Annotated in this window: 15 protein-coding genes; 11 read left to right on the top strand and 4 right to left on the bottom strand. The window is 47.2% G+C overall.

Features of this window, described 5'->3' with window-relative positions; translation table 11 throughout:
* Positions 1-28 precede the first annotated feature (28 nt).
* The gene (locus tag L3V27_RS01160; protein ID WP_237310773.1) at positions 29-1030 is read left to right on the top strand and encodes an AraC family transcriptional regulator; all 1002 of its coding nucleotides are present in this window, start codon (positions 29-31) and stop codon (positions 1028-1030) included.
* A gap of 64 nt (positions 1031-1094) precedes the next feature.
* On the opposite strand, the gene L3V27_RS01155 is transcribed toward L3V27_RS01160, so the two are convergent.
* The 3 genes from L3V27_RS01155 to L3V27_RS01145 form a co-directional block, all read right to left on the bottom strand.
* On the bottom strand, positions 1095-2372 hold the full coding sequence (locus L3V27_RS01155) for a TRAP transporter large permease (RefSeq protein WP_005392736.1): 1278 nt from the start codon (positions 2370-2372) through the stop codon (positions 1095-1097).
* The gene (locus L3V27_RS01150) at positions 2369-2926 is read right to left on the bottom strand and encodes a TRAP transporter small permease (RefSeq protein WP_047008059.1); all 558 of its coding nucleotides are present in this window, start codon (positions 2924-2926) and stop codon (positions 2369-2371) included. The genes L3V27_RS01155 and L3V27_RS01150 overlap by 4 nt, the downstream gene beginning before the upstream one ends.
* 132 nt (positions 2927-3058) lie before the next feature.
* Complete coding sequence (locus tag L3V27_RS01145) at positions 3059-4492, bottom strand: PLP-dependent aminotransferase family protein (RefSeq protein ID WP_237310772.1); 1434 nt, start codon at positions 4490-4492, stop codon at positions 3059-3061.
* A 273-nt stretch (positions 4493-4765) separates the two neighbouring features.
* Between L3V27_RS01145 and doeA the strand changes: the two genes are divergently transcribed.
* From doeA to L3V27_RS01095, 10 genes are all read left to right on the top strand, one after another.
* Positions 4766-5953, top strand: coding sequence for an ectoine hydrolase DoeA (gene doeA / locus L3V27_RS01140; RefSeq protein WP_005392731.1), 1188 nt, complete (start codon positions 4766-4768; stop codon positions 5951-5953).
* 54 nt (positions 5954-6007) lie between these two features.
* On the top strand, positions 6008-7015 hold the full coding sequence (doeB, locus tag L3V27_RS01135; protein WP_006741395.1) for a N(2)-acetyl-L-2,4-diaminobutanoate deacetylase DoeB: 1008 nt from the start codon (positions 6008-6010) through the stop codon (positions 7013-7015).
* 332 nt (positions 7016-7347) lie between these two features.
* The gene (gene dctP / locus L3V27_RS01130; protein WP_237310771.1) at positions 7348-8361 is read left to right on the top strand and encodes a TRAP transporter substrate-binding protein DctP; all 1014 of its coding nucleotides are present in this window, start codon (positions 7348-7350) and stop codon (positions 8359-8361) included.
* 103 nt (positions 8362-8464) lie between these two features.
* Positions 8465-8944 (top strand): Lrp/AsnC family transcriptional regulator, encoded by a 480-nt coding sequence (locus tag L3V27_RS01125; RefSeq protein WP_006741393.1) that lies wholly within the window; start codon positions 8465-8467, stop codon positions 8942-8944.
* Positions 8945-9099: 155 nt separating this feature from the next.
* Entirely contained in the window at positions 9100-10620 is a 1521-nt protein-coding gene (locus tag L3V27_RS01120; protein WP_237310770.1) for an NAD-dependent succinate-semialdehyde dehydrogenase, read from the top strand.
* A gap of 41 nt (positions 10621-10661) precedes the next feature.
* On the top strand, positions 10662-12068 hold the full coding sequence (locus tag L3V27_RS01115; protein ID WP_199804230.1) for an aspartate aminotransferase family protein: 1407 nt from the start codon (positions 10662-10664) through the stop codon (positions 12066-12068).
* A gap of 85 nt (positions 12069-12153) precedes the next feature.
* Positions 12154-13128: a hydroxyectoine utilization dehydratase EutB gene (eutB, locus tag L3V27_RS01110; RefSeq protein ID WP_237310769.1), complete on the top strand. Its 975-nt coding sequence runs from the start codon at positions 12154-12156 to the stop codon at positions 13126-13128.
* 14 nt (positions 13129-13142) lie between these two features.
* The gene (locus L3V27_RS01105) at positions 13143-14102 is read left to right on the top strand and encodes a cyclodeaminase (protein WP_237310768.1); all 960 of its coding nucleotides are present in this window, start codon (positions 13143-13145) and stop codon (positions 14100-14102) included.
* A 56-nt stretch (positions 14103-14158) separates the two neighbouring features.
* Positions 14159-14935, top strand: coding sequence for an Asp/Glu racemase (locus L3V27_RS01100; RefSeq protein ID WP_114323418.1), 777 nt, complete (start codon positions 14159-14161; stop codon positions 14933-14935).
* Between the two features lie 47 nt (positions 14936-14982).
* Entirely contained in the window at positions 14983-15504 is a 522-nt protein-coding gene (locus L3V27_RS01095) for a DUF2058 domain-containing protein (RefSeq protein WP_006741387.1), read from the top strand.
* A gap of 95 nt (positions 15505-15599) precedes the next feature.
* Here L3V27_RS01095 and L3V27_RS01090 read toward each other — a convergent pair whose 3' ends face one another.
* Positions 15600-16214: a LysE family translocator gene (locus L3V27_RS01090; RefSeq protein WP_006741386.1), complete on the bottom strand. Its 615-nt coding sequence runs from the start codon at positions 16212-16214 to the stop codon at positions 15600-15602.
* Positions 16215-16260 lie beyond the last annotated feature (46 nt).

The raw sequence follows: 16260 nt of genomic DNA, 5'->3' as shown, positions 1-16260 counted from the left end.
CAACCTGTTAACATTTTAAAATCGAGACATGTATATCGTACGAAGTGGCGCTGCCGATAAATTTGATAGCTTGGTTTCAGAATTAGGTCAGAATCCGCAAGAGATAATGGCCGCTGTTGGCCTGTCTGCCGCGCAGTTTCGCGATCCCGATACCTATCTCGCCTACCCTAGGTTGGCTGAATTACTGGAAGAAGCGGCTGCTCGTTGTCAGCAACCGTTGTTTGGTGCGTTACTCGCCGAGCGCCAAAACCTGCAAAGTTTAGGCGATTTGCCGATGCTGGTTTCTCGTGCTGAAACGGTCGGTGATGCATTGGCGCGGGTGAATGATTATCTCTATCTGCATTCGTCAGGCGTTACTCTCAACATGACGCCACAGGATGATTGGGTACGATTGTCGCTCAATATTGATGTGAATAGTGACCGCGGTATTGCGCAGTTGATGCAGCTCAGTGTGTCACACTTAGCCATGTTTATCGCCAGTTTGCTCGATATTGAAGCAAGCCACTTCGCGCTACATTTGACTCAACACGCAACCTTGGAAGTAGAGCAAAGCAAGTTTGCCCAACAGAACAAACTGCGTTTCGGTGATAAGTTTGACGGTATCCTACTTAAAGCGAGTCTGCTTAACGCTAAGAACCACCAAGACGAAGACGCACTGGATCGCCACTTTCAACAGCACCTCAAGTATTTACAAACCCGCTATCCTAACAATCTGAGTGATCAAGCAGCGAATATGATTGGTCGTTTGTTGTCGACGGGAGAATGCAGCGTGGAGCGCGTTGCAAGAGCATTAGACCTGCATCCGAGAATGCTGCAAAGCAAGCTAAAGCAGCAGAGCACGAGTTATCGACAGCTGTTGCAGCAAGTGCGTCAGGATTTCGCCGAGCAGCGTTTAAGTGAGAATATTCAGAGTATTACCGATATCGCGTTGCAACTGGGTTATGCAGAAACTGCGGTATTCAGCCGCCACTTTCGCAGTTGGACAGGAAAGTCGCCTAGCCAATGGAGACTGGAGAACAGAATAAGTTGAACCAGTTTGAGAGCATAGATTAAAAAGCCGCCGATATTCAGCGGCTTTGAGCGTTTAGTCGATACTATCGAAACGCTAAATCACGTAAGAAAAGTGAAATCGAAGGGAAGAAAATCAGCATCACAGAGACCAAAAGCAAGATGAACACAAACGGTGGTGTCCCGCGAATCACTTCTACATAAGGGCGTTTAAACACGGCAATCGCGGTAAAAATATCACAACCGAATGGCGGCGTTGCAGAACCTATCGCTGCTTGCAAGGTCACGATGGTGCCGACAAGTACTGGGTCAATGCCAGAGGACTTAATCACAGGTGCAAAGATAGGGATCAAAATCAGCATCACTACGATTGGATCAACGAACATACAACCAATAAAGAACGCAATTGAAATAACGACCAGTAACTCGGTCTGCGAAAGATCATTAATCCCGATCATACCCAACAATTCTTGCGGGATCTGGGCAAATGAAATTACCCAAGAAAAAGCAGCCCCTGCTGCGACTAAGATAAATACCACCGCGGTAACCATGCCCGTAGAAAGCGCGATTTCGCCAAGCTCCTTCCATTTCACTTTACGGAAGATAACCATTTCTAATAACACAGCGTACAACACCGAAACCGACGCCGCTTCGGTAGGGCTAAATACTCCAGCATAAATACCGCCAACAGTAATGATCGGAAAACCAAATGGTAAAACCGCTTTACGTATTGTGGTCCAACGTTCTTTCCAGCTGGCTCGCGGGGCATTTTCTACAGAGCTTTTGCCTGCATAAAAATAACAGTAGGCAGAAAACATCAATAAAATCACGATCGCCGGTCCAATACCAGCAATAAACAGCTCAGCAACCGATGTTCCAGACACCACACCATAGATGATCATACCGATACTCGGTGGAATAAGGAGCGCTAAGTCAGAGGCGTTAATAATCAAAGCCAGAGCAAAGCTGTCTTTGTAACCATACTCCAACATTTTCGGTCGCATAATAGAGCCAACAGAAACAACGGTGGCTTGTGTAGACCCAGATACCGCACCAAACATCGCACAGCTAAGCGATGAGGTGATCGCCAGACCGCCACGAACGTGCCCAACAAACGCCATTGCGACATCTAGCAAGCGCGTTGCTGCCACGCCTCGGGTTATAATTTCTGCCGCGAGAATAAACATAGGCACAGCGATCAACGCAGCGGGTTTGATGCCAGCAAGCATTTGCTGGATCATAAAATCTGGCCCCAAGCCAAGAAAAACAATAAATCCCAACATGGTCGCCGCTAATAGCGGTACCAACATCGGAAAGCCAAAAGCCAACAACGTGATCATCGTTGCAACAAGAGCGGTCGTCATAGCGCTTTCTCCTGCTTAGTGGCAGAGCCGATGCCATCTGGTCGAGATGAGCGTGAAAGCTTTGTCAGCGTTATGAAACGTTTGATATGGCGACCACCCACACGCGCGAACTGAACCGTGCTAAAGAAAAGGCCAATCGGTGCGATTAAGTACACCCAACTCAAAGGTACTTGCATTGCAGGAGAAAGACGCCCCATTTGGCTCACCTTGCCAATGTATTGCCACGAATACCAAGTTAGTACCGCCACCAATGCAGCGGTGAGTAAATAAATAATGCCGTTGGCTAAAGTTTGTATACGCTTTGGAAGCATATCGGTAAATGCCGTCATACGGATATGGCGAGATTGGCGGGCAGCATAACTGCAACCAATAAACGTGACGGCGATAATGAGGAAATAATTGAGTTCTTCTGAAAAGTAGATGCTTTGGCTAAAGAGGTAGCGCCCTAATACGTTAGCAATTGAGTTCAACGCAATAAGAAGCACCGAACCAATGAGCAGTGCCGCCTCCGCTTTCTGTATATATTTATCTAGCCACTGAAAAATCCCTTTCATCCGCGCTGCTCCTGATCAACAAAAATGTTAATGAAACGTTATCTTTTTCATGACAATCAAGTCAATCAGGTGAATAAGAAAGATTTTCTGAACTTGGCGCTTTCGCAGAAAAAATTGGTCAGAGCATACTGCTCAGACCAAAAAGTGAGAGGTTGGAGGGTTTGTATCGAGAATTTCTGCAATAACAGACAACCCATGCTTGATGTAGCCTCGATTAGTCTCTGCTCCCAAACTGATTCGCACGCAAGGCATTGGCTGATTAGTATCGAGAACAAAAGGTTTATACCCCGTGATCTGCACCCCAGAACGCTTAGCCGAAGCGACCAGATCATCACTGCTCCACTGCTCAGGTAACCTCAACCAAATGTGCTGACCATTCGGGTGTGAGCTATAAACATGCCCTTCTAAAGTGGCTTTTGCTATTCGCTGGCGCTTGGCAAATTCATTGACTTGAAATCGAATAAGTCGATTTAATGTACCGTTCTCGATCCACAAATGAGCGACTTCAAACGGTAGCGGGGTCGCAGACCAACTCGTCGCTGCTAAACGGCCAATCGCATGCTGCAAAAAATGACGTGGGACCGTTAAATAGCCCGTACGCATACCTGGCGCTACGACTTTGGTTAAACTGGTGACATAAAAAGCCTGCTCGGGTAACAGTGCGGCGAGAGGTGGTACACGATTGGGCTCTAGTGCCCCATACACGTCATCTTCAATCACGTAGATCTCATACTGCTTCGCAATATTTGCTATCGCCTCTCGGCGCGAAATGTCCATATGCGCACTATTCGGATTGGCCATGCTCGGTGTGCAACACAGCGCCTTGATTGGTTTGTGTTTACATGCCCATTCAAATGCATCCGGCGTGATACCAAACTCATCCATCTCAAGCGGCTGTAACTTAAATCCAAGCATTCTCGAGCGAGAGATCAAGCCATGATCGACTAAGTGGCCACAAGCGACTAAATCACCGTGTTCAACAACGGTGCTTAAAGCCAAGGTCAAGCCATGGCATGCACCGTTTGTGAGTAATATTTGATCGGTACCAACGTCTAACCCTTGGCTACTGAGAAATCGCGCTCCGGACTCAATATGATGAGGCTGACCTGTTACTGGCTTTGCTTTACTGATCAAACTGCGATTGTTTGTTTGCCCAGCAATTTCCATTAACGCCTGATTAAAAAGCGTAATGTGGCGATCGGTTACTACCGGATGAGCGATCGACATATCAATTTCATCCGGCGTTTCTTTCATCTCTTGCGTCAGCATGAACTCCGTGTCCGTGCTTTCATCCACAAATCCTGATTTTACAAACGTACCGTTTCCCACCCAAGACTCGAGCGCACCTTTTTTCTCTGCATAACCATATGCATGACTGACGGTTTGTACGCTCACGCCAATTTGCTCCGCAAACTCACGATGTGTGGGTAGTCGAGTACCGGGTTTTAGGTAACCACTGCGGACACATTCGACAAGATAATTGCCAATGGAGATGTACTTAGCGGTGCCTGGGCGAATGATCGGGTTCAAAGAAATTGTCATGACACAATATTTTAATTGATTCATTTTTAACGCTCATTGTAACTTCAATTTAACAAATGGCGAGCTTTTAGCCATCAAATGCGGTGTAATGCACAAAAATGAGCCACAATTGTAATGATTGACATGAGATATATAGATTCAACAAACATGTTAAATGGCATCGTTTAATCCAAACCCAGCCGCAGTGATGAGTTGCAATAGTTTTTAAACGCAGGTCTGGCTGACCTGGTGGAAGGTAGAAATACCTCAACGTCTCCGAAGGCCCATAAGGCGTCGGATTTTTAACAAGGAGAAAATATGAGAGGCGTTGCTTTGCATTTTACACTGGATGAATTCCAGGACCGATTAACAAAAGTTCGGCAGTCGATGGAAGAACGAGAGTTGGATGTCCTTATCATTCACGATCCTTCTAACATGGCATGGCTGACAGGTTATGACGGTTGGTCTTTTTATGTCCCACAATGTGTCGTTGTAGGATCATCTGGCGAGCCTGTTTGGTTTGGGCGCTGCCAAGATGCCAATGGGGCATACAGAACTGCGTATATGTCGGCAGAAAATATCACCTACTACCCAGACCATTATGTAATGAACCCACCATTACACCCAATGGATTTTCTGGTAGAAGCGGTACTCGCCCCGCGTCTTTGGGATCGCGGTCGTATCGGGGTGGAAAAAGATAACTATTACTTTAGCGCCACTGCTTACGAGTCACTCACCACGCACTTACCGAATGCTCAACTTCTCGATGCAACCGGGCTAGTCAATTGGTGTCGCGCCGTTAAATCTGATCAAGAACTGGCTTATATGTACCGCGCAGCTCGCATTGTTGAAAACATGCATCGCGTCGCGTTCGATATGATCGAGCCAGGATTGCCGAAACATCACCTTGTCGCCGAGATTAACCGCCAAGCAGTACTTGGGCATGAAGATCACTTTGGCGATTACACCGCGATCGTACCGCTTTTGCCATCTGGTTCTGATGCTTCTGCACCTCACCTAACGTGGGATGATAGGCCTTTCAAAAAAGGCGAAGGTACTTTTTTCGAAATCGCTGGCGCGCATCGCCGTTACCATTGCCCACTCTCTCGCACTATTTTTCTTGGAGAACCGGACGACAAATTCAAACGTGCAGATGAAGCATTAACTTTAGGTCTCGAAGCAGGATTAGAAGTGGCAAGACCAGGCAATACCTGCGCCGACATCGCCAATGCATTGAACCAAGTCCTCGATAAAGCAGGATTCTCACGTGAAGGCGCCCGATGTGGTTACCCAATTGGTCTGAGCTACCCTCCTGACTGGGGCGAACGAACCATGAGCTTGCGAGACACCGATAAAACCGTATTAAAAGAAGGCATGACATTCCACTTTATGCCGGGGCTATGGTTTGAAGATTGGGGGTTAGAAACCACCGAAAGCATTGTGATCACCCGTGATGGTGCAAAAACACTGTGTGATTTCCCACGCCACTTATTTGTTAAACACTAACTTTTCAAACCGTAAGTTCTGTTGAACTAGGCTTAAGAACAAAAAGGACTCGATATGCAAAAGAGCTCGATCACAGCCACCGTAGACTTTGACCGAGAAGGCGTGCAGCACGGCTTTTTAGCGTTGCCCTATTCCCATGATGACTCCGCTTGGGGAAGCATCATGATACCTATCACCGTGATAAAAAATGGTCACGGGCCAACGGCGCTGCTTACTGGCGGTAATCACGGTGATGAATACGAAGGCATCACCAGCCTGCTAAAATTGGCAAACTCGCTGCAAGCAGAGCAAATACAAGGTCGCGTCATTATTGTGCCAATGATGAACTTACCTGCGGTACAAAATGCCTCGCGCACATCGTCTATCGATAAAGGGAATTTAAATCGCAGCTTTCCCGGAAACCCTGTAGGCTCAGTGACCGAAAAAATCGCGGATTACTTTACTCGTTACTTAGTACCCATGTGCGACTTTGCGTTAGACATTCATTCAGGTGGAAAAACGTTAGACATCGTGCCTTTCGCCGCAGCCCATCGTCTCGACAACCTCGATCAAGAAGAAGCATGCATCTTAGGTGCGAAACTGTTTGGCGCACCTTACACCATGATCTTGCTCGAAATGGACGCCACCAGCCTGTACGACACCGCAGTGGAATCTCAAGGCAAAATCTTCGTCACCACAGAGCTCAGAGGTGGCGGAACCAGCACTCCAGAAACCATCGCTTATGCCGACCGAGGTATTCGTAACTTCTTGCGTTTTTCGGGCAACTTATCAGGTGATTACGAAAAACCAACCCTGCCAACTAGGTTGCTTGATATGCCCGATGCAAGTTGCTACGTGCAAAGCCAGCACAACGGTATCACCGAATACTTATTTGAGCTTGGCGATACCATCAAACAAGACGATGTACTGGCAAGAATCTATTCAACCGAGCGTACAGGGAGCGACCCAATCGAATACAAAGCGCAGCGCAGTGGGATTTTTGCTGCACGTCGTTTCCCTGCCATGGTCAACATTGGTGACACGGTCGCCGTAATTGCCGAAGACTGTGGCGAATTAAACTAACTCTTACTAGGGCGTATTGACCTTTCGCGGTTAAATTTTGTTCGAGGTAAAATCGTTTTAGGCGCGGCGAAGACTATGCAGCCTAGTCATTCTAAGCAAATGGTCTTCAACAAAGCATAAAACGATTTTTGCGGGGGCGCCTAGCTCGAACCCTTCGGGCAGCCTTTGTGGTTCATTTCTACTGCGTTATCGGCTTTTTATGTAGGCCACCCACAAAGCGCAGCAAAAATCAGCTCGAAAGGTCAACACGCCCTAAACACGACACAACATCGGGTCTGGTGTATCACCTGCCGTTGGTGAATTGACTCACAAACTGATTAAGGAAGAAATGGATGAATCCGATGAAACACAGCTACCTAACGAGTGCCGTACTGATCGCAGCCAGCTTTGCCACCAGCAATGTTTATGCAGAAACGTGGAAATTCGCTCTAGAAGAAGTCAAAGGCTCGGTGCAAGATGCTTATGCGCAAGAGTTTAAAAAGCGCATCGAAAATGCAACCGATGGCGACGTCACAGTGGAAGTCTATCCATACGGCACATTAGGTCAGTCAGAAGATCTTACCGAGCTTACTGCGAACGGTATTATCCAATTTACCAACGCATCGCCAGGTATTTTTGGTTCATTCGTGCCCGAAATGCAGGTTTTCTCCATCCCTTACCTTTTGTCGCAAGACAATGATGTGAATAAAAAAGTGCTGAGTTCAAGCCTTACTATCTATGACACACTCGGCGGAAAGCTAGAACAGAAAAACCTCAAACTTCTCACTATGTATCCAGAAGGTGAAATGGTGTGGACGACCAACCGTGAGATTCGTTCTCCAAAAGATTTTGATAACTTCAAAATGCGCGTGATGGCATCGCCAATGCTGGTTGAGGCTTATAAATCGTTTGGAGCCGACCCTACGCCTTTACCCTACTCAGAAGTCTATGGTGCTCTGCAACTTAAAATGATCGATGGTCAAGTAAACCCCGTTTTTGCTATCGAAGAAATGAAGTTCTACGAAGTGAACGACTACATGATCTGGGCAGGACAACAACAATTTACTACTACTGTCATTACCAATAACAGCTGGTTCGAAACCCTCCCACAAGCCCGCCAAGATCAGGTCAATAAAGTCATCGCTGGTATGACTGACTTTATATTTGAAAAACAGGATGAGTTTAACCAAAAACGTCTTGATCAAATTAAGCAAGCAAAACCAGATATGCAGATGATCAAACTCGACAGTGACGAACGTGCAGCATTTAAACAAGCCTCTATGCCAATGCGGGACAAATACATCGAGCTTACAGGCGACAGCGGTAAAGCGGTGCTGAGCTCACTGGAGCAAGAGTTCAATCAATAACAGAATCAATAACAGAAAAAGGAGTGGCCTTCGGGCCACCTTATAGCGGTTGACCAGTCATCAACTATTCTGAACTGATTGGTATTTTACAGGGAGACCAATTATGCGCCTCGATCGCTACGACGTAAAAATTCTACAAATACTTCATGACAATGGCCGTATTACCAAATCTCACCTTGCCGAGGCCATTAACCTATCCGTGAGCCCTTGCTGGGAGCGTGTCAAAAAACTGGAAGAAGCAGGCATCATTGAAGGCTACGGGGCAAAAGTAAATACCGATGTTTTGTTCAAACGAACGTCGGTCATGGTTGAAGTTACGCTCAAAGAGCACAGCGCCCAAGCGTTCAAACGTTTCGAGCAACTGGTTCAACACTCACCAGAAGTCACTGATTGTTATGCCACAGGCGGCGGTGTCGATTACATCCTCAAAATTCAGTCGGAAGATATTGATCAATATCAGCGGCTTATCGACAACTGGTTAGAGTCAGAAGTGGGCATTGAGCGCTACTTTACTTACATCGTGACGAAAACAATCAAACGTGATGCAGGCACATTAGAAGTGAACCAAAACGCCTTGTTCTAAAAGGGAAAACACGCTTAAAAGACGACCAGAAAAATCACCATATCTGATGGTGTGGAAAAGAAAGTTTTGATGGTTTAAACCTCGGCATCAGAAATTATTTCGGTCACTTCTCCATTACAGTTTAACTATGGACAACGACGCTGGGAGAAGGACTCATGACAGCACTGCACAGCTTACATGCTGAGGAATTAAAAGCCTCGCACGACATGATGGCGATAATGAAAGACGTACGTTTGGTGAGAGGTTTAGCGTACATAAATGGCAAATGGGTAAGTGGTGACCAATTTCATCCGGTGGATAATCCAGCGGATGGTACGGTCATCGGCTACATCACCAAGCTATCTCAGCAACAACTCTATCAAGCGATTGATGAAGCCGACCAAGCCTTTCGTCAATGGCGAAAAATGCAAGCAGAAGAACGCGCTGAAATTCTCATGCGTTGGCACGATCTGATTTTAGAATCAAAACAAGATCTTGCTCGTTTGATGGTTATGGAGCAAGGCAAAACATTAAGTGATGCTTTGGGTGAAATTGACTACGGCGCATCCTTTGTTCGTTGGTTTGCAGAGGAAGCACGCCGCAGTTATGGCGAAACCATCCCAAGTCATATTCCGAATGCGCAGCTGTCAACGGTGCGCGAACCGATTGGTGTCGCAGCATTGATTACACCATGGAATTTTCCTAATGCAATGGTCACCCGTAAAGCCGCCGCAGCATTAGCGATAGGCTGTCCGGTGCTTATCAAACCTGCCAGTGAAACGCCTTTCTCCGCATTGGCCTTGGCAGAGTTAGCAGACCGAGCTGGCTTTCCACCTGGTGTATTTAACGTGATCACTGGCGATGCGGTGATGGTGTCACAAACCTTGTGTCACTCCGATAAAGTCAAAGCGCTCTCATTCACAGGTTCTACTCGAGTGGGTAAGTTGCTGCTGCGCGACGCGGCACAAACCGTGAAGAAGTGCAGTATGGAGCTCGGCGGTAATGCCCCTTTCATCGTGCTGCCAGATATGGATGTCGAGCAAGCAGCCAAAGCCGCCGTGGATGCCAAGTTTCAAACCGCAGGACAAGACTGCTTGGCCGCAAACCGTATTTTCGTCCCTGACGATAAGTACGAAGCGTTTTTGGAAGCGTTTGCCAAAGAAATGAACCACATTGTTTTGGGCAATGGTTTAGATGAAAAAACCACCATGGGGCCGCTGATCAATCGCGCTGCGGTGGATAAAGCGCATGATTTGGTGCGTGACGCACTCGACAAAGGCGCGCGATTGGTAGCGGGATACCACCAGCCCGTACCAGGCGAAAACTTCTTCGCGCCGACATTGTTGGCCGATGTCACCCCAGACATGGCGGTGTATCGCGAAGAGAATTTTTGTCCTGTGGCAGGCGTGTTGCCTTACCAAGACTTAGATACCGTGATTGAAATGAGCAACGACACTGAGTACGGCTTAGCTGCCTATGTTTATGGTCACGATATTCACCAAATTTGGCGCTGCATGCGTGGTTTGGAATTTGGCATGGTGAGCGTGAACTCCGTCAAGATGACTGGCCACCCTATCCCATTTGGCGGTGTGAAACAGTCAGGGCTTGGACGAGAAGGCAGTCGCCACGGCTTTGAAGAATACAGTGAAATCAAATACTGCTGCTTAGGCGCTTTACCAACCGTCAGTGGCAGTTAAGGCACGAAATATGGATATCCAATTATTCGAGGAGAAGGATCATGAGCAACAAAACCAAACAACTTTTAGAGATCGACCGTCAGAGAGTATTTCATGCCTCAACCCACCTGAAGCAGTATGCGGCTGGGGAGCTTTCGGGAAGAATTATCTCGAGCGGAAGCGGAATACGCATCACCGATTCAGAAGGCATCGAGCTGATAGACGGCTTTGCCGGGTTGTATTGTGTGAACATTGGCTATGGCAGGACTGAAATGGCCGATGCTATTTATGAACAAGCCAAAGAGCTGGCGTACTACCATACTTACGTCGGTCATACCAACGAAGCACTAGTGACACTGTCAGATCGCATCATCAAAATGGCGCCTGAAGGCATGAGTAAAGTCTACTACGGCATGTCAGGCAGTGATGCGAACGAAACTCAACTTAAGTTGGTGTGGTATTACAACAATGCTCGTGGTCTACCAGAGAAGAAAAAAATTATCTCCCGTGATCGCGGCTACCATGGCTCAAGTATCGCTTCGGGCTCGATGACAGGGCTGCCTCTCTTCCACGCACATTTTGATTTACCGCTTGAGCGCATCAAGCACACCATGGCGCCGTATTACTATCGCCGTGAAGACGAGAGTATGTCTGAGCTTGAATTCTCTCAATATTGTGCGGATCAACTCGAAGCGATGATCTTGGAAGAAGGCCCAGAAACGGTCGCAGCGATGATTGCGGAACCAGTGCTCGGAACTGGCGGTATTGTGCCACCACCAGAAGGGTACTGGCAGGCGATTCGTAAAGTACTCGACAAATACGATGTACTCTTGATTGCGGATGAAGTGGTCTGCGGCTTTGGCCGCCTCGGCTCCGATTTTGGCTCGCTGCACTACGACATGAAACCGGATCTCATCACGGTAGCGAAAGGGTTAACCTCAGCGTATCAACCGCTGTCTGGCGTGATCGTCGGTGAACGAGTTTGGAGTGTGCTAGAAAACGGCACCGACCAATGGGGCGCTATCGGACACGGTTATACCTACTCCGGTCACCCAATGGGAGCGGCAGCCGCGAACTGCAACCTCGATATCATTGAGCGTGAAGGCTTGGTGCAAAACGCAGCCGAAGTCGGCGCTTACTTGCAGCAACGCATGGCGGAGACGTTTAACGATCATCCATTGGTCGGTGATACTCGTGGCGTTGGCTTGTTGCATGCGTTGGAGTTTTCTTCAGACAAACTCCGCCGAGCACACTTTGATCCAAACTTGAAAGTGGGTCCGCAAATCGCGGCAGCCTGTTTAGAGCAAGGCTTAATCGCTCGTGCCATGCCACATGGTGACATCCTCGGCTTTGCTCCACCGCTTATCGCGAACCGTAATGACATCGACACTATTGTCGACAAAGCGCACCAAGCGGTCAATAAAGTGATGGATAACCTCGTCACGTCTAAACAGTGGCAGCCAAAATAGCCGCGAATTAACCAACTCACAAACCTACCAACGATTACCGCCCTCTCTACCCAATTAGAGGGGGCGGTCCTAAGAGACGTACTACATGGAAACACAAGCAATCTTTGCCGCAAAGAAAGCGATTAACGGATTAGTCAGTCGCACACCATTACTTCACTCACCACTGTTATCGCAACAATATCAATGTGAAATTTGGTTAAAACTGGAAACACTACAACCTATTGGTGCTTTTAAATTGCGTGGAGCGACTCATGCCATGAACAAACTGAGTGAGGAACAAAAACAACATGGCGTCGTCACTTGCTCTACTGGTAATCACGGCCGTGCCGTGGCTTATGCTGGGCAACGACTAGGAGTCCGCACCGTGATTTGTATGTCCAATTTAGTGCCACAAAACAAAGTCGACGCAATTAAAGCATTAGGCGCAGAAGTTCGAATAGTTGGTCAAGCTCAAGACGACGCGGAGCGAGAAGCATTGAGGCTAACGGAAGAAGAGTCGATGACTTATCTCTCACCATTCGAACACCCAGACATCATCGCCGGACAAGGGACCATTGGGCTAGAAATCATTGAAGATCTTCCTGATGTCGACGTCATTTTCGCCGGGCTATCTGGCGGCGGATTGATTGGTGGTATTGGCTTAGCCGTAAAATCAAACAGCAGCAAAGTGAACGTGTATGGCGTTTCCATGGACAAAGGCGCTGCGATGGTAGAAAGCATTAAAGCAGGAAAACCAGTACAAGTGGAAGAGCACGAATCGTTTGCTGACAGCTTAGGTGGCGGCATAGGTTTAGACAATCGCTATACCTTCAAACTCGTGCAAGAAGTCATGGATAAAGCGTTTTTAGTCAGTGAACACAACATCGCCAAAGGCATGGCAGATATTTTCGATGCAGAAAAATTTGCCGTAGAAGGCGCGGCCGCAGTGGGGCTTGCCGCCATTCACCAGCATCAACTGGACTTACGCGGTAAGAAAGTCGTTTTGGTGCTCAGTGGAAAAAACGTCTCTTCAGACACTTTTGAGACGGCATTAAAAATTGGCCGCCAAGTCAAAGAATAACCGAGGTCGTGCGAATGAAAATCTATAATAAATCTCAGATAGAGCGAGTGACTCAGTTAGATCTTAATGCGTTAGCGGCCGTGGAAAATGGCTTCAAAGCACTTGGGCAAGGCAACGTCACCATGCCTCCGATTCTTAGTATGGCAATCGAAGAACATAACGGCGAAGTGGATGTAAAAACGGCGCATATCAAAGGCAATGAGCGCTTCGCGATAAAAATCAGCCCTGGTTTTTTTGATAACCCAAAACTGGGACTACCCAGCCTAAATGGTTTGATGGTGCTCTTTAGCGCGAAAACAGGGCTGGTTGATAGCGTATTGTTTGACGAAGGGTATCTAACCGATGTTCGTACTGCTCTCGCCGGCGCTATCTCCGCGAAATACCTGTCGAACTCAGAAGCATCCAAAATTACGGTTATTGGCAGTGGGCTTCAAGCAGAACTACAAGTCGCTGCAATAAAATTAGTTAGGCCAATCTCCCAAGTGAACATCTGGGCAAGAGACAACACAAAATCGCAGGCTTACAAACAACGTATGGAGCAACGATACGATCTATCCGTATCCGTACACTCCTCTATCCAGCAAGCATGCCAAGAAGCCGACATTATTGTCACGACAACACCATCAAAAGAACCTTTGCTGAATTGGGAAGATATCCCATCCGGAGCACACGTGATCGCTATGGGTTCAGACAGCCCTCATAAACGTGAGCTTGCCACCTCAGTCATCCTAAACGCTGAGCATCTGGTGGTTGATCGAATCAGTCAGTCAGAATCACTTGGCGAATTACGTGGTGTAGACAAACCGCTCACCCGCAGCCTAGTCGAACTTGGCGACATCATTTGCGGCAAGCACCCCTACTCAAGGCGTGTTGACGATGTTTCGGTATGTGATTTAACGGGAACTGGCGTTCAAGACACCGCAATCGCTGACTATACCGCTCAACAACTCACCAGCATTCAATCCACGATGTAACTTATTCCCTGTGACTTTGGCGGTGGGCAACCACCGCACTTTTTGAGGGCCGTAACATGCCAGAGCTCTGTACGTTTCAATCTTTAACCACTCAGTTTGAGTTTTCGGCGGATGTCTCCGCTTATCAACGTTCAATCGGACTCATTCAACTCGCGACCGATTATGTGCTAGAAAACGAATGGCGCGAGCATTTACCCGCAGATGTTCGCTTATACACTTCACGCTTTCTCACCACAGGTACTGTCGATCCTCTGCACTTAACAGACATGCAAAACAGTATCCGCGAGTGTGTACGCACCATCGTGCCAATGTGGCCAATCAACGTCATGGCGTTTGGCTGTACGTCAGCTAGTGTGCTCATTGGCTCCGATCAAATCACTGATTTAATTCGTCAAGAGAGACCCGAAGCCATAACAACTAACCCTTGGCAAGCCGCACTGAGAGCGCTTGAACACCATCAAGCTCAAAGAATCGTTATGCTGACGCCGTATACCAATGACGTCAATCACCCACTTTATGAGTCCATGACCGAACATGGCATTGACGTTCTGGCCTTTGGGTATTTCAATCTCGACTACGATCCCCATATCCCAACCATCGGAGGACAAGACGTAGAAAATGCCTTAGCGCAGCTGCTTGAGTCGATTGATTGCACTGTGGACGCGGTATTTATTTCATGCACGAACATGCGAGTCATGCATCTACTGCCTTATTTCTCAAGCCGCTTTGGTATTCCTGTACTAAGCTCCAACCAAGTGATGCTTTGGGACGCATTGCGTTTGCTTGAGTCCGATAATTTCTCCGACGTGTCATCATCGCCCTTTCCTTGCTGATAAGGACTCGCTAAAATGCACAAAATTGCGCACTAACTGGATGAAACATGGCAAAACTTACCCTTCAAGAACAAATGCTGAAAGCTGGCTTAGTTAATGAAAAGAAACTAAAGAAAGCGAAGAAAGGCTCTAAAAAATCACGCGTTCAAGCACGCGAAGTAAAAGCGGCGGTTGAAGAGAATAAACGCCAACAGTTAGAGCGTGATAAACAATTGAGCGAACAGCAAAATGCCGAGCGTTTGAATAAAGAGATCAAAGCGCAAATCAATCAATTGATTGAGATGAACAAGATCGACTTAAAAGATGGCGATATTAAGTACAACTTCACCCATGGCACCTTGGTTAAGTCACTGTATGTTGATGCTCTCATCCGTGAACAGTTGATTAAAGGCATTCTAGCCATTGCGATTGTCGGTGAAAGCTACGTTGTCATTCCACGCGGAGTAGCGAATAAAATTGCTCAACGTGATGAATCCGTCATCATCGAACAGAAAGAACCAGAATCGGACATTCCAGCAGAAGACGATCCATACGCAGATTTCGTCGTGCCAGATGACTTGATGTGGTAACAACAAACAATAGATGCATCAACGAAAAGAGCCGCTGATATAACATCAGCGGCTCTTTTTTTAATAGAAAAAATACGCTACAGAAATGATGTGCGTTATTGCTTACTTAGTAGCAAATTCACACCAGATGCGGCTAAAAACAGCGAACATCCGCGATTAAAACGTTTCGCCATCTTTGGATTTGAAAACCAATGTCTAAGGTACAAACCAAAAATCGCGTAAATTGAAATGGCGACCATTTCTAAAATCAAAAACGTGGAGCCAAGGGCAAAAAACTGCTCTTGAACGTTGGCGTTCACATCAACAAACTGCGGCAAAAACGCAGTAAAAATAAGAATCGCCTTCGGGTTACCGGCGGCAAGCGTAAACTCTTGTTTCGCAAGCCCTGCATAGTTGCGAGAGTTAGTTAACTCAGAGATCGGGCTCGATTCCGAACGCCAAAGGTTGAATGCAATCCACAATAGATACAACGCCCCCACCAGCTTTAACGCTAAAAACAGCATTTCTGATGTGTACAAAATCACTGCGAGCCCAGAGGCAGACAACGCGATCATGCCAGAAAATGCCGTAATACGACCTAAACTAGCGACAAACGCGGCACGAAAACCGTAACAACGCGCATTATTCATTGCCAATAAGTTGTTTGGGCCTGGAGTCATATTCAGAGCAAAGCAAGCGGGAATAAAAAGGAGGAGCTTCCAAATATCCATGATAAAAAATGGCCTTAATTTTTAGTAATAGCCCGCACCGTAACAT

This window comes from Vibrio sp. J2-3(2022), assembly GCF_021725735.1.
Taxonomy (GTDB): Bacteria; Pseudomonadota; Gammaproteobacteria; order Enterobacterales; family Vibrionaceae; genus Vibrio; species Vibrio diabolicus.
This window is presented reverse-complemented; position numbering and strand designations above follow the sequence as displayed.

What these genes read in the sequence shown, in the direction of transcription:
- L3V27_RS01160 (WP_237310773.1), top strand. Translation starts at nt 29, where the DNA reads ATGTATATCGTACGAAGTGGCGCTGCCGATAAATTTGATAGCTTGGTT.
- L3V27_RS01155 (WP_005392736.1), bottom strand. Translation starts at nt 2,372, where the DNA reads ATGACGACCGCTCTTGTTGCAACGATGATCACGTTGTTGGCTTTTGGC.
- L3V27_RS01150 (WP_047008059.1), bottom strand. Translation starts at nt 2,926, where the DNA reads ATGAAAGGGATTTTTCAGTGGCTAGATAAATATATACAGAAAGCGGAG.
- L3V27_RS01145 (WP_237310772.1), bottom strand. Translation starts at nt 4,492, where the DNA reads ATGAATCAATTAAAATATTGTGTCATGACAATTTCTTTGAACCCGATC.
- doeA (WP_005392731.1), top strand. Translation starts at nt 4,766, where the DNA reads ATGAGAGGCGTTGCTTTGCATTTTACACTGGATGAATTCCAGGACCGA.
- doeB (WP_006741395.1), top strand. Translation starts at nt 6,008, where the DNA reads ATGCAAAAGAGCTCGATCACAGCCACCGTAGACTTTGACCGAGAAGGC.
- dctP (WP_237310771.1), top strand. Translation starts at nt 7,348, where the DNA reads ATGAATCCGATGAAACACAGCTACCTAACGAGTGCCGTACTGATCGCA.
- L3V27_RS01125 (WP_006741393.1), top strand. Translation starts at nt 8,465, where the DNA reads ATGCGCCTCGATCGCTACGACGTAAAAATTCTACAAATACTTCATGAC.
- L3V27_RS01120 (WP_237310770.1), top strand. Translation starts at nt 9,100, where the DNA reads ATGACAGCACTGCACAGCTTACATGCTGAGGAATTAAAAGCCTCGCAC.
- L3V27_RS01115 (WP_199804230.1), top strand. Translation starts at nt 10,662, where the DNA reads ATGAGCAACAAAACCAAACAACTTTTAGAGATCGACCGTCAGAGAGTA.
- eutB (WP_237310769.1), top strand. Translation starts at nt 12,154, where the DNA reads ATGGAAACACAAGCAATCTTTGCCGCAAAGAAAGCGATTAACGGATTA.
- L3V27_RS01105 (WP_237310768.1), top strand. Translation starts at nt 13,143, where the DNA reads ATGAAAATCTATAATAAATCTCAGATAGAGCGAGTGACTCAGTTAGAT.
- L3V27_RS01100 (WP_114323418.1), top strand. Translation starts at nt 14,159, where the DNA reads ATGCCAGAGCTCTGTACGTTTCAATCTTTAACCACTCAGTTTGAGTTT.
- L3V27_RS01095 (WP_006741387.1), top strand. Translation starts at nt 14,983, where the DNA reads ATGGCAAAACTTACCCTTCAAGAACAAATGCTGAAAGCTGGCTTAGTT.
- L3V27_RS01090 (WP_006741386.1), bottom strand. Translation starts at nt 16,214, where the DNA reads ATGGATATTTGGAAGCTCCTCCTTTTTATTCCCGCTTGCTTTGCTCTG.